Raw genomic sequence first — 13738 nt, forward strand, 5'->3', positions numbered from 1 at the left:
CGTTGAGTTCGAAGCCGATCAAGCTTTCGCCAGCGCGGCAGCCGCCCGGCATCTTTGGCCGCCCGCGCCGGTCGCGGTCTCCGCGCAACGCAGGATAGGCGCGGAGCGATGCCAGTCTCCGGATAGCTTTATCGCCGGATGCGGATTATCCCGGGGTCTCGCGACGAGATCGACCTGAGGGAGTTGAGACATGCAGCCATCCGACCCGTCCGCCCGGCGTTCGCCGCGCCTGCTTGGCCATTATGTGCTGGTCACCGGCGCGGCGCAGGGGATCGGCCGCGCCATCGCGGTGCGGTTCGCCGAGGAGGGCGCGCATGTCGCAGTCAATTTCGGTGGCCCGTCGCCGTCGGGCGACGAGACGCTGGCGCTGGTCCAGGCGGCGTCCGCCGCGCATGGCCACGGTGCGCGCGACCATGTCGCCGTGAAGGCCGACATCGGCATCGAGACTGACATCGCGAGTATGTTCGAGACTCTGCTGAAGCGCTGGCCGCGGCTCGACTGCCTGGTCAACAATGCCGGCTTCCAGCGGGAGACGCCGAGCGAGGCGCTCGATGTCGCCGCCTATCGCAAGATCCTCGAGGTGAATCTCAACGGCGCGGTGCTGTGCGCGCGCCATGCGCTGGCCCATTTCGTCGCGCGCGGCGGCGGCGGCAACATCATCAATACGTCGAGCGTGCACCAGATCATTCCGAAGCCCGGCTACCTCGCTTATTCGATCAGCAAGAGCGCGATGGCCGGCCTCACGCGCACCCTGGCGCTGGAGTTCGCCGGCCGCGGCATCCGCGTCAATTCGGTCGGGCCCGGCGCGGTCGACACGCCGATCAACGCGGCCTGGACCGGCGATCCGCAGAAGCGCTCCGTGGTGGAATCGCATATCCCGATGGGACGCGTCGCGTCGGCCGAGGAGATCGCCGGCGTATTCGCCTTCCTCGCCTCGTCGGAGGCGAGCTATATCACCGGACAGACGATCTATGCGTGCGGCGGCATCACCCTGTTCGGCGAGTTTCGCGACAATTGGGCGAGCTGATCGGCTGCCCGGCTGCTGCGTTGCCTCGTCCGGGCGCGTTCGATCGAACCGTGCATGTCCTGGTGAAGCTTCGTTAAGCATCGCCAGCGCATGGCTGCTTCTCGCGGGTGCAGCGATATTTCATTAAGCTGCGGGTACGATAGTGCGCGCAATTCGTGAAGTGGAACTGCGATGCAACGCCTGGACCCGGAGATTCGTCGCGAGCTGGCGCATCTGCTGTACAGCTCGATGCCGCTGGTCGGGACGATTTCGGCCGCCGCGGTGGTGATCGGGACCGTGATGGCCTGGGTGGCGCACGACGCAGCCTATGCATGGATCACGGCGGCGCTGTTCGTGGTTGGCGTCTTCCGTGTGGTGAAGCTCCTGATGTTCGCCGCGCGCTTCGATCAGCTCGATGACGTTGCGATCATCCGCTGGGAACGCCTGTACGGATGGGGCGCTGCCGCCTTTGGCCTCGCCGTCGGCGCGCTGTCGGCACGCGCATTTCAGATTGGCGATGGGCCGGGCATCTGGATGTGCTTCGGGCTGTCGATGGCGTTCTGCGTCGGTATCGTCTCGCGCGTCAGCCCGTGGATCGCGATGACCTCCTCGGCGGTGCTGCTGATCCCCACCGTGATCGCCTGCCTGATGCAGCCCGAGCCCGTCTATCGAATGGGCGCCGGCATGATCGTGCTGTTCTGGATCACCTTGCGTGGCACGTCGTATCGGCTGACTGCGGCCTTCACCGAGCGGATCATGGCGCAGCAGGCGCTGGCGCGACAGGCGCATCGCGACTACCTCACAGGGCTGCCGAACCGCGCCGCCTTCGTCGCGGCGCTGTGGCGCGCTGAGCGCCCGATCGCGATCATCGCGGTCGATCTCGACGGCTTCAAGCTCGTCAACGACCGCTTTGGGCACCAGGCCGGCGACGAGCTCTTGTGCCAGGTCGGCGCGCGGCTGCAGGATTGTCTCGGCGGCAGCGGAACCGCGGCGCGGTTCGGCGGCGACGAGTTCATGCTGCTGCTGCCGGCCGCCGAACGCAATGCGGCGCTAGCGCTCGCCGAGGCCGCCGTGTCGGCGCTGTCGCAGCCGTTCACGCTCGCCGGAACGCGCGTGCAGATCGGCGCGAGCGCGGGCATTCTGGTCACCGACGACCAGATGGCCGAAACGGTGGCTTTGCTCGACCAGGCCGACCGCGCGCTCTATGCCGCCAAACGCGCTGGTGGACAGCGCTGCTGCTGGGCCGTCGCGGATCTTTCCGTCGCCACCACATGGACGCAGGTTCCGGCGGCGCCGTCGCTCATCCTGTTCGACTAGCGCTTCGCTCACGCGGGGCACATGCTCTGGCAACACCGGAGGAGAGCCGCTATCCTCGCTGAAACCAGGACGCAGGGAGGAGCAGCCGTTGCGCAGCATCAGGATCGGCGCAGGCGCCGGCTATTCCGGAGACCGCATCGAGCCCGCGGTGGAGCTCGCCGAGAACGGCGGCCTGAATTATCTCGTGTTCGAATGCCTGGCCGAGCGCACCATCGCGCTGGCGCAGCAGGCGCGCATGAAGGATCCGTCCGTCGGCTACGATCCGCTGCTCGCTGCGCGCATGCAGGCGGTGCTGCCAATCTGCCGCGCCAACAACATCCGCGTCATCACCAATATGGGCGCGGCCAATCCGATCGCGGCCGCCGAAGCCACGCGCGCGCTGGCGCGTCAGCTCGGGCTGGCCGGTCTCAAGATCGCGGCCGTCACCGGCGACGACGTGCTGGATACGTTGAAGACGGCCAATATTGCGCTCGACACCGACGACACGATTCACGGGCTCGGCAATCGCATTGTCTCGGCCAACGCCTATGTCGGCGCGCGCGGCATCGCCGAGGCGCTGGCGTCGGGCGCCGACGTCGTGATCACCGGGCGCGCGGCCGATCCCGCGCTGTTTCTCGGGCCTCTGATCCATGAGTTCGGTTGGGCCTGGGATGACTGGGACAGGCTCGGGCAGGGCACGGTGGTCGGTCATCTCCTGGAATGTGCGGGCCAGATCACCGGCGGCTATTTCGCCGATCCCGGCTTGAAGGACGTACCGGATCTGGCGCGGCTCGGCTTTCCCATTGGTGAGGTGCGCGAGGACGGCGAGCTGATCGTGACCAAGGTCGCGGGCTCCGGCGGCCGCGTCACGCCGGCGACGGTGAAGGAGCAACTGCTCTACGAGATCCACGATCCCGCGCAGTATATCCAGCCGGATGTGGTGGCAGACTTTGCGGCCGTCACCGTCGAAGAGATCGGCCGGGATCGTGTCCGCGTGGTGGGTGGCCGGGGCCGGCCGAAGACCGGACTGTTGAAGACGTCGGTCGGCTATCTCGATTCCTATATCGGCGAGGGGCAAATCTCCTATGCCGGTCCGGGCGCGGTCGCACGCGGCCGCCTCGCGCTCGAGATCGTGAAGGAGCGGCTGGTGCTGACAGGGGTGGCGACGAGCGAGCTGCGCTGCGATCTGATCGGCGCCAACGCGCTGCATGGCGAGGCCCGTGCGGAAGGGCACGAGCCCTACGAGGTGCGCCTTCGTGTCGCGGGACGGACCGAGACGATGGCGGAAGCGATCCGCATCGGCAACGAGGTCGAGACGCTCTACACCAATGGCCCGGCTGGCGGCGGCGGGGCCTGGAAATCGGCGCGAGAGGTCATCGCGGTCGCATCCTGCCTCGTGCCTGAGCGCGCGGCTGAGCTCTGCATGAGCATGCTGGTGGCCTGAGTTTTCGAGGGCTTCACGGGCGGCGTCCGCTGGCGCAAGGTGCGCACGATGATTTCGATACCCGAGACCAGAGAGACTCCCATCCATGTATGACGTCCTTGTCGTCGGCGGCGGCTCCGCCGGTGCCGCCGTTGCAGCGCGCCTGTCCGAGGATCGCGACCGGCGGGTGCTGCTGCTTGAAGCGGGCGCGGATTGGCGCGCGGCCGACGTGCCCTGGGAGATCGCCACCCCCAATCCAATCCCGATCATCCATGAGCGCGCCTTCCAAGAGAAATGGCAGTGGCCGCAGCTGATGTCGCGCCGCGTCGCCGGGCAGGAGATGCGCTTCTACTGGCGCGGAAAGGGCCTCGGCGGCAGCTCGATGATGAACGGTCAGATCGCGATCCGCGGCGTCGCCGATGCGTTCGACGAATGGGCCGCGAACGGCTGCACCGGATGGTCGGCCCAGGAAATCATGCCGCTGTTCGCGGTGATCGAGGATGATCTCGCCTTCGGCGACCGCGAGGGACATGGACGCGGCGGGCCGCTGCCGGTGTATCGCGCGCCGCCGGAGCAATGGGGCCCGATCGATCGGGCCTTGCGCGATGCGGCGTTGGCGAGCGGCTATCCCTGGTGCGACGATCTCAACGGGCCCGATGGCGAGGGCGTCGCCTGCTACCCGATCAACAGCCGCGACAGCCGCCGCATCTCGACAAACGAGGGCTATCTGGAGCCGGCGCGCGGACGTCCCAATCTGGAGATCCGCGGCCGGGCACTGGTCGATCGTCTGCTGATCAGCGATGGCCGTGTCACCGGCGTGCGCGTGCATCTCGAAGGCGAGGGCATCAAGGAGATCGCCGCGCGCGAGATCGTGCTGTGCGCCGGTGCCATCCACAGCCCGGCGATCCTGCTGCGCTCGGGCATCGGGCCTGCGGCCGATCTGCAGGCGATGGGTGTCGCGGTCGAGCGCGATCTTCCCGTCGGCCGGCACTTCTTCGACCATCCGCTGTTCCGCACCACGATCCAGCTGCGCGAGGAACTGCGTCCGACCGATCGCGACACCCGCCACACCAATTGCTGCGTCACCTATTCGTCGGGGCTCGCCGAAGGCGGCAAGCGCGACATGATCCTGATCGCGTTCAACCACCGCGGCATCGGCGTGCCCGGCGCGATCGGCGCCGGCCTGTTCAACGCGTTCTCGCGCGGGACGTTGAAGCTTGCCTCGACCGATCCGACCGTCGATCCGATCGTGGAGGAGAACATGCTCGCTGATGTCCGCGACATCGCGCGGATGCGCGATGCGGTGAAGCGACTGGCCGTGATCACGACGCAGCCGGCACTGCAGGAAGCCGCGGACTGGATCCGTCTCGGCGATACGACACTCACCTTGCCGCAAGCGGCCGCGCTGCCGGATGCCGAGCTCGATGCGTTGTTGCGTCAGATCGCCGGCGACATCCAGCATGCAGCGGGCACCTGCCGCATGAGCGCTTTTGACGACGCCGATGGCGTCGTCAATCCGGACGGCACCGTGAAGGGCATCACCGGCCTGCGCGTCGCCGACGCCTCGATCATGCCGTCCGACTGCCGCGCCAACACGCATTTCACCACGGTGGTGATCGGCGAGGCGATCGCGCGGATGATGCGGCAGCGGTGAGCTGACGAGCTTCATGGGGAACTCCGCGCCCTGAGGAGCACGCCGAAGGCGGGCGTCTCGAAGGGCGAGGCCACAGCGCGGGCCTCATGGTTCGAGACGCGCCTTCGGCGCTCCTCACCATGAGGAGCGAAAGCCGGCGGCACCGCCACCGGACCGTGAAGGAGCGGCCGGGGTCTCTCCACGACGTCATTGCGAGCGCAGCGAAGCAATCCAGGGGCCGCATGCGTGGCCCTGGATTGCTTCGTCGCTGCGCTCCTCGCAATGACGATGGAGAGAGGGCGTCCGGTGGCAGGTGGTGCAGCCGCTGACCTCAAACCTCACGCGATCGCGAACCGCAGTCCGGCGCGGGCGCGGCCGCCGGAGATCGCGATCGGGGTGCCGTCGGCGCGCCAGCATGCGGCGCCCGTCATGATGCCGTCGTCGCCGAACGCGATCGCGTTCATGCCGCCGGCGACGACCGGCTCACGCTTGATGACATGGCCGCGCGCGGCGAGGGCGTTCGCAACGTCGTCCGGAAAGGCCGGCTCGAGCTCGAGCACGCCGCCCTGCGTCCACAGCCGCGGCGCCTCGACCGCCTCCTGCAGTGTCATGCGGTGGTCAATGAGGTTGACCAGCGCCTGGAACGCCGAGGGGAAGATCCGCAGGCCGCCGGGCAGGCCGAGCGCGTAGCGCAAGCGTCCGTCGCGCAGCGCCATCATCGGCGCCATCGAGGTGAAGACGCGCTTGCCGGGAGCGATCGACAATGCGCGGCCGGGATGCGGATCGAAATTGTACATGTAGTTGTTGGCGGTCATGCCGGTGCCGGGGATCTGCACGCAGGCGCCGAACAGGCCGTTGATGGTCTGCGTCGCGGCAACGACGTTCCCCTCGGCATCGGCGACGGTGACGTGGGTGGTGTTGGCGGATTCGGTGGGCGAAAGCCCCGGACCGAAGCTCCTGGCCCTGGCCATGTCGATCTCCGCGCGCCGCTCGGCGGCATACGCCTTGGACGTCAGGCGATCGACCGGCACGTCGACGAAAGCGGGATCGGCGGTCGCGACCGCGCGGTCGGCGAAGGCGATCTTCAGGGCTTCGGCGAGCAGATGCGCGCCGTCGGCCGAGCCGAAGCCGAGCGCGCCGACGTCGAAGCCTTCGAGGATGTTGAGCATCTGCGCGATGTGCACGCCGGACGAGGAGGGCGGCGGCGGGCCTAGGATGTCATAACCGCGATAGGAGCCGCGAATAGGTTCTCGCTCGATCACGCGATAGGCCTTGAGGTCGGCGAGATCGATCAGGCCGCCTTGGCCGGTCATGTCGTTGGCGAGCGCGACTCCGAGCGGCCCGCCGTAGAGCGCATCCGGTCCGTGCTCGGCGATCAGCCGCAGCGTCGCCGCGTAGTCGGTCTGGATCACGCGCGTGCCGGCTTTGACCGCCTCGCCGCCGGGCAGGAACAGCGCCGACAGATTCGGATCGCGGGCGAGATCGCCCGCGACCTGCCGGACGCAGTCGGTGAGATAGGCGCTTGCGATGAAGCCGTGCTCGGCGAGCCGGATCGCGGGCGCCATCACCTCGTGCAGCGGCAGCTGGCCGAACCGCGTCAGCGCCTCGCACCAGCCTTTCAGCGCGCCGGGCACCGCGACGGCCAAGGCGCCGACCGCGTTGCGGCGGTCGCGCGTCTCGCGGGCCAGCGCGATCTCGTCCGAGACGGGATCGTACATGTCCGCCGTGGCGCGCCCTGGCGCGGTGCTCAATCCGTCGAGCACGATGTGGCGGCCATCGGCGAGCCGGATGTGCGACAGGCCGCCGCCGAGAATGCCGACCATCATCGGTTCGACCACCGTCAGCGCGAACAGCGCCGCGATGGCGGCATCGATCGCATTGCCGCCGCGCATCAGCATCTCGGCGCCGGCGCTGGAAGCCAGCGGGTGGTTGGTCACCACCATGCCGCGCGAGCCGGTCGCGGGCTGCTTCTCGCAGGTGAAGTCGGCGATGCGGTGGCTGGACGAAGCCATTCGGTGTCTCCTGTGTCGCCCCGATCCTGACCCATCCGTTGCGTCAGGGGAAGAGCGCGGCCGCAGGGACGAACTGATAGGTGCACGACGCATGGCTCGGCGCGCATCGATCTCTCCGGCCGCGTTCTCATTGCCGCGCATCTGTGTTAGGGCTTTCAGTAGTTCCACTTCACGGGCCCAGCTGATTTCATGCCTCACTACGATCTGATCATTCGCGGCGGGCGTGTGCTCGACCCGGAAACCAAGCTCGATGCCACCGCCGATGTCGCCATCAAGGACGGCGCGATCGCTGCCGTGGGCGATGTCGGCAGTGCGGCTGATCGGGTGATCGACGCGGCGGGCCTCGCGGTCGTGCCCGGCTTCATCGATCTGCACGCGCACGGCCAGTCGTTGCCGGCGGATCGCATGCAGGCGTTCGACGGCGTCACCACGACACTGGAGCTCGAGGTCGGCGTGCTGCCGGTGGCGCGTTGGTATGATGAGCAGGAGGCGATCGGCCGCACGCTCAACTATGGCGCGGCCGCGGGCTGGGTGTTCGCGCGCATCGCGACGATGACGACGCAGCAGACCGCCTCGACCATCGGCGGCATGGGCGAGGCGATGCGCGACAAGCGCTGGGTCGAGGAGGCCGCGACACCGGCCGAGACCGCGGAGATCGTCGAGCGCACCAGGCAGGCGCTCGACCAGGGCGGCCTCGGCATCGCCTTCCCGAACGCCTATGCGCCGGGCACCGGCATGAAGGAGCTGTCCGAGCTGTGCAGCCTCGCGGCGAAGCAGGACGTGCCGACCTACACCCACATCGCCTACATGTCGAACGTCGACCCGCGCAGCTCGGTCGACGCCTATACGCGGCTGATCGGCCTGGCCGGCTCGACCGGCGCGCACATGCACATCTGCCACTTCAACAGCACCAGCCTGCAGGACGTCGAGCGCTGCGCCGAGCTGGTGCAGACCGCGCAGAAGCAGGGCCTCAAGGTCACGACGGAGGCCTATCCCTACGGCACCGGCTCGACCGTGGTCGGCGCCGGCTTCTTCGCCGATCCCGCCTTCTGCCAGCGCATGGGCACCGGCTATGACGCGATCGAGATGGTGGCCGAGCGGCATCGCCTGGGCAGCCGCGACGAGCTGTTGCAACGGCAGCAGGAGGATCCCGGCGCGCTGGTGCTGATCCATTTCCTCGACGTTGCCGTCAACCAGCGCCACCGCGACCTGCTCGACGTCTCCGTGCTGTTTCCGGGCGGCGCCATCGCCTCCGATGCGATGCCGTGGATTCTGGCCAACGGCACCGACTACACCGGCGACGCGTGGCCGCTGCCTGATGACGCCGTGTCGCATCCGCGCTCGTCGGCGACCTTCACCAAATTCCTGCGCGAATGGGTGCTGGACCGCAAGACGGTGTCGCTGATGGACGGCATTGCCAAGTGCACGCTGATCCCGGCGCAGATCCTGGAGACATCGACGCCCGCAATGCGCAAGAAGGGCCGGCTGCAGGCCGGCTGCGACGCTGACATCGCCGTGCTCGATCTCGAGAGCTTGCGCGACCGCGCCGACTTCCTCAACATGAACCGGGCATCGGAAGGCGTCAGGCATCTGCTCGTCAACGGCGCGGCCGTCATCAGCGACGGCGATCTCGTGCGCGATGCGCGGCCGGGACGCGCCGTGCGCCGGCCCGTGCTGTCATGATCGTCCCGGTCCTGCTGGTCGCCGGCGCGCTCGGCGCCGGCAAGACCACCTTGCTGAATCATCTGCTCGCCGACCCCGGCGGCCGGCGGATCGCCGCCATCGTCAACGATTTCGGCGCGGTCGACATCGACGCGCAGCTGCTCGGTACGGTGACCGAGGAGGTGATCAGCCTGAAGAACGGCTGCATCTGCTGCTCGCTGCAGGGCGACCTGCTGCGCACGCTGTCCTCCGTCATCAAGCGCGATCCGGCGCCGGATGCGATCGCGATCGAGACGTCCGGCATTTCCGATCCCGCCGAGATCATCCGCAGTTTGATGGACCCCGTGATCTTCAAGGTCGCGCCGCTCGAGACGGTGGTGACCTTGGTCGATCCGCAGCGGCTGCATGACGAGCCCGAGCTGGCGCAGGAGGCGCTATGGCGCTCGCAATTGCGCGCCGCGGACTTCGTGCTGCTCAGCAAGGCCGATCTGCTCGATCGCGCCGCGCTCGACTCCGTCAGGAGCATCGTCGGCCGCTTCAAGCCGCAATCCGCGATCTTCGAGATCGCGCACGGCGCCGTCGCGCGGGACCTGCTGTTCAGCCGCGACATCCGCGCGCCGCGCATATTGCCGCCGCAGCTCCCCGCCGCCGCCGAGCCATTCGCGACGATGACCTGGACGTCACAGGCGCCGCTGTCGCTGGCGCGCTTCCAGGAGGTGATCGGCCGCCTGGCGCCGCGCACGCTGCGCATCAAGGGCGTGCTGTCCTTCACCGAGCATCCCAACCAGCCGATCCTGTTCCAGTCGGTCGCGACGCGCGGCACGCTGGCGCCTTCGCCGGTGGCGCCGCCCGAGGGGCTGACCGCACAGCTCGTGCTGATCGGTCGCGAGGGCGAGCTCGACGAGGTGGAGATCGACGCGCTGCTGCGCGGCGTGATCGTGTCCTGAAATCGACCTGAAGGCTCAGCCGGCCTGGCGCAGCGCGCCAGTGTCGGCGTCCACCCAGGTGCAGCCACCGCCGCCGGCACGCTTGGCGGCGTACAGGGCGCTGTCGACCTGGCGTAGCAGGTCGTCGACCGCGTCATCCGTGAGCGGGCGATCATTGACGAGCAGGCCGGCGCTGGCGCCGATGATGACGGGAATATCCGACAGCAGGAACGGCATCGACAGCGCACGCACGGCCTCGCGGGCGAGTTGGAGCGCCTCGTCGCGCGCTTGCGCGCCGCCCGCGACCGGCTTCAGCAGCATGAACTCGTCGCCGCCGAACCGCGCGGCCAGGCCGTCAGATCCGACGCAGCTCGACAGCCGGCCCGCGACCTGGCGCAGCAGGTCGTCGCCGGCATGATGACCATGACGGTCGTTGACCGGCTTGAAGCCGTCGAGATCGATGGCGATGATCGCGACGCTGCCGGTGGCAGCTTCCAGCGCAGCGAGGAACGCCGCGCGATTTGGCAGCCCGGTGAGGAAGTCGTGGTTGGCCTGGCGCGCCAGCGCGTGCTTGGCCTCCAGCCGTTCGATGAAGGCGGTGCTGAGATGGCGCGACGCCTCGCGGATCGAGAACCAGAACAGCACCAGCATCGCGGCGCCGAGCTGATAAGGCAGCTCGGGACGCATCAGGCCGGCGACCAAGGTCGGGGCGAACAGTACGGCGGTGGCGCTCAGCACCACCCAGGGGCGGATCGCCGCGCGCGACACCATGCCGACGCAATAGGACATTGACAGGCCGAACGCGATCCAGGCGCCCGGCGCGTCATTGAGCTGGAATGCGCGGAAGGTGAGGGCGCCGAGTGCGAGACCGAAGGCGGCGGCGCCGGCGGCGTAGACCTTTTCCCACAGGATCACGTCGCGGTCGGACAGCCGCGCGGCATATTGCTTGTAGCGCAGCAGGCTGACCACGCGCCCCACGGCGTTGACGATGATCGCAATGGCAATGGCGATGTAGCCGGGGTCGCGATGCAGGATCGCCAGCGTCACCGAACCGGTGATGGCGGCGGCGTTGATCGACATGACCTGAGGCAGGGACGTGTACAGCAGATCGACCAGCTCGCGCCGGATCGCCGGATTCGGATGGATGAAGGTCGAAAGCAGCCCATGTCCCATGACGCCACCATGGGACACCTTTGCTAACAGTTGATGGGCGAGGACTGTTCGCGCGGACGGAGCTTCACGATTACCTTAAAGCTTCGTCAATCGCTCAGGGTGCCCGGCTGGGATCGCTGGTGGCATAGGCCGGTGTCGCCGTCGACAGCCGCGCCGGGAGCGGCGCTGCGGCGGCCACCCGCGGGGCCTCGGCCTTGGGCGCCTCCGGCTTCACGTCCGCCTTCGCCTCGGCCTTGGGCGGGTCGAGCTTCAGCGGGCGCAGCGGCTGCCGCTTGGCCATTGCGTCCAGAACGGCGCGGTTGGCCTTGTCGATCCGCTTGGCGGCGGCGACGTCGGCGAAGGCGCGGTCGAACTTGCGCAACCGGTAGAACACGATGCCGCGGTCGATATAGGCGTCCTGATAGCGCGGATCGAGCTGGATCGCCGCGTCGAGATCGGCCAGCGCCGCCGCAAAGTCGCCTTTCTGGAAGGCGGCCATGCCGCGATCATGCCGCGCCTGGGCCTCGCTCGAAGGCGTGCCGCCTGGCAGCACGGCCTCCGCCGCGCAGGGCGCGGTGGCGCCGGCGGCACATGGCGCATGATCCTGATCGGCCGAATTGGCCGCATCGGCCTTGCCGGCCCGCGCCGTGGCCGGGTCCACGGCCGCCGCAGCGTTGCCGCCCGCGACACTGGCCGCCGGCTCGCCGCCGGCATTGGCCGGCGCCTCGCCCACGGTCACCGCCTCGGGCATCACGGCGGCGGTTTCGATCGGCTTGGCCGGCACCTCGGACGGCTTGAGCTTGTTGGTCGCGACCACGACCGGCTTGAGCGGGGCGACCGATGCCGACGACATGTGGGTGAACAGCAGATAGCCGGTGAGCGCCACGGCCGAGGCGCCGGCCAGCGCCATTACGCCGGAAGCGACCTTGTGCACCTTGGCGGCGACGGCGAGCTTGTTGTCCTGCTGGTGCTCGTCGCGGGCGGCGCCGAGCAGCCGGTCATAGGCCGTGCGCTGCTCCTTGTCGCCGAGGATATCGTGGGCGCGAATGATCTGGCGAAACCGCAACGCGGCGTCGGGATCTCCGGGATTGACGTCGGGATGACTCTCCTTGACCGCCTTGCGGAAGGCGGCGCGGATGTCCTCAGCGTCATCGTCCGGAAGAGCTCCGAGTAAATCGTAAAGCGTCTTCATGGCCGCACTCGCTGCAGGTTTCCCTCGTCTCCGATCGAAATTCCCACCGCGAATTTACGCTCGAATTTACGCTGGAGCACTCGAACTAACTCTTTCCACTTCGCATGATGATGCGCCAATCCGGCGGAAAAATGACTGAAAATGGCGAAGTCGGTAGCCATTTCTGCCGCCTTTGGCACCATCACGCCCGTTTTTCGCCACCGAGCGCTACGCAATCTTCGATTGCGGATCGCAAACTCATCGCGATGACCGAGGACTTGCGTCATGGTGAAGAAAAAGTTTGAAGCAGCGTTTAACGCGGCTGCTAACTGATTGCCCTGCGAGCGTATCGCCCGCCAGCGCTGGTGTGAGTTCCGGGCCTGAGGCTCGGATCGGGCCGGCTGCGGTTGGCGCCTTCCCGGATCAGGCCACGTGGCGCTCGGCTTGCAGATGCGCCGGCAGGGCCGCTATACCGACCTCATGACTGATTTTCATGGTGTCTTTCCCTACCTCGCGACCCCGATCAGCGCCGATGGCACGATCCGCACCGATGTGCTGGGGCGGCTGTGCGACGACCTGATCCATGCCGGCGTGCACGGGCTGACGCCGCTCGGTTCGACCGGCGAGTTTGCCTATCTCGACCGCGCCCAGCGCATGACTGTGGTCGAGGCGACGATCGATGCCGCGCGCGGCCGCGTTCCCGTCATCGCCGGCGTGGCCTCGACCGCCATTGCCGACGCCGTGGCGCAGGCCAAGGCGTATCAGGCGCGCGGCGCGAGCGGCATCCTGGCAGTGCTGGAGGCCTATTTCCCGGTCAATGATGCCGGCGTGGCGGCCTATTTCCGCGCCATCGCCGATGCCGTCGACATTCCCGTGGTGATCTACACCAATCCGCAGTTCCAGCGCTCGGATCTCTCGCTCGACGTGATCGCCCGGCTCGCCGAGCACCCGCGCATCAACTACATCAAGGATGCCTCGACCAACACCGGACGGCTGCTGTCGATCATCAATCGCTGCGGCGATGCCATCAAGGTGTTCGCGGCGTCCTCGCATATCCCGGCAGCCGTGATGATGATCGGCGGTCACGGCTGGATGGCCGGACCCGCCTGCATCATCCCGCGCCAGAGCGTGGAGCTCTACAATCTCTGCAAGGCGTCGTGCTGGGACGACGCGATGATGCTGCAAAGGAAGCTGTGGCGCGTCAACGAGGCCTTCGCCCGCTTCAACCTCGCCGCCTGCATCAAGGCGGGCCTGTCGATCCAGGGCTACGATGTCGGCGACCCCGTGCCGCCGCAGGCCGCGCTGACATCGGAGCAGCGCAAGGTCGTCGAAGAGGTGCTGTACAGCCTGGGGTGACCCGTTTTGGTGCTCCGCTCTCTCCTCACGTCATTCCGGGGCAGCCCGAAGGGGCTGAGCCCGGAATCCATACGCCGTGTCCTCGCCGTCAGGCGGGTTTG

Annotated in this window: 11 protein-coding genes; 7 read left to right on the plus strand and 4 right to left on the minus strand. The window is 68.0% G+C overall.

Going from position 1 to position 13738, the window contains the following annotated elements; genetic code table 11:
- Window positions 1–190 precede the first annotated feature (190 nt).
- From ACQR1L_RS21920 to ACQR1L_RS21935, 4 genes are all read left to right on the plus strand, one after another.
- Complete coding sequence (locus tag ACQR1L_RS21920) at window positions 191–1027, plus strand: SDR family oxidoreductase (RefSeq protein WP_434859988.1); 837 nt, start codon at window positions 191–193, stop codon at window positions 1025–1027.
- Window positions 1028–1198: 171 nt separating this feature from the next.
- On the plus strand, window positions 1199–2323 hold the full coding sequence (locus ACQR1L_RS21925) for a diguanylate cyclase domain-containing protein (RefSeq protein WP_434859989.1): 1125 nt from the start codon (window positions 1199–1201) through the stop codon (window positions 2321–2323).
- Between the two features lie 88 nt (window positions 2324–2411).
- Window positions 2412–3746, plus strand: coding sequence for an acyclic terpene utilization AtuA family protein (locus ACQR1L_RS21930; RefSeq protein ID WP_434859990.1), 1335 nt, complete (start codon window positions 2412–2414; stop codon window positions 3744–3746).
- A gap of 85 nt (window positions 3747–3831) precedes the next feature.
- Window positions 3832–5379, plus strand: a complete 1548-nt coding sequence (locus ACQR1L_RS21935) for a GMC family oxidoreductase (protein WP_434859991.1) — start codon at window positions 3832–3834, stop codon at window positions 5377–5379.
- 317 nt (window positions 5380–5696) lie between these two features.
- On the opposite strand, the gene ggt is transcribed toward ACQR1L_RS21935, so the two are convergent.
- Window positions 5697–7370 (minus strand): gamma-glutamyltransferase, encoded by a 1674-nt coding sequence (gene ggt, locus ACQR1L_RS21940; protein ID WP_434859992.1) that lies wholly within the window; start codon window positions 7368–7370, stop codon window positions 5697–5699.
- Between the two features lie 189 nt (window positions 7371–7559).
- On the opposite strand from ggt, the gene ACQR1L_RS21945 reads away from it, so the two are divergent.
- Both ACQR1L_RS21945 and ACQR1L_RS21950 read left to right on the plus strand, forming a co-directional pair.
- Window positions 7560–9053: an amidohydrolase family protein gene (locus tag ACQR1L_RS21945; protein ID WP_434859993.1), complete on the plus strand. Its 1494-nt coding sequence runs from the start codon at window positions 7560–7562 to the stop codon at window positions 9051–9053.
- Window positions 9050–9979 carry a CobW family GTP-binding protein gene (locus ACQR1L_RS21950; protein WP_434859994.1) on the plus strand — a complete coding sequence of 310 codons (930 nt, stop codon included), beginning with the start codon at window positions 9050–9052 and terminating at the stop codon, window positions 9977–9979. Before ACQR1L_RS21945 ends, ACQR1L_RS21950 begins: the two co-directional genes overlap by 4 nt.
- Before the next feature lie 15 nt (window positions 9980–9994).
- On the opposite strand, the gene ACQR1L_RS21955 is transcribed toward ACQR1L_RS21950, so the two are convergent.
- The 3 genes from ACQR1L_RS21955 to ACQR1L_RS21965 form a co-directional block, all read right to left on the minus strand.
- Complete coding sequence (locus ACQR1L_RS21955) at window positions 9995–11131, minus strand: diguanylate cyclase domain-containing protein (protein WP_434859995.1); 1137 nt, start codon at window positions 11129–11131, stop codon at window positions 9995–9997.
- Between the two features lie 94 nt (window positions 11132–11225).
- Entirely contained in the window at window positions 11226–12302 is a 1077-nt protein-coding gene (locus ACQR1L_RS21960) for a DnaJ domain-containing protein (protein WP_434859996.1), read from the minus strand.
- Window positions 12299–12463, minus strand: coding sequence for a hypothetical protein (locus tag ACQR1L_RS21965; RefSeq protein WP_434859997.1), 165 nt, complete (start codon window positions 12461–12463; stop codon window positions 12299–12301). Before ACQR1L_RS21965 ends, ACQR1L_RS21960 begins: the two co-directional genes overlap by 4 nt.
- Before the next feature lie 298 nt (window positions 12464–12761).
- Between ACQR1L_RS21965 and ACQR1L_RS21970 the strand changes: the two genes are divergently transcribed.
- A complete protein-coding gene (locus tag ACQR1L_RS21970; RefSeq protein ID WP_434860079.1) occupies window positions 12762–13637 on the plus strand; it encodes a dihydrodipicolinate synthase family protein in 876 nt (291 codons plus the stop codon).
- Window positions 13638–13738: the final 101 nt, after the last annotated feature.

Source organism: Bradyrhizobium sp. HKCCYLR20261, from assembly GCF_051168435.1.
Lineage (GTDB): Bacteria > Pseudomonadota > Alphaproteobacteria > Rhizobiales > Xanthobacteraceae > Bradyrhizobium.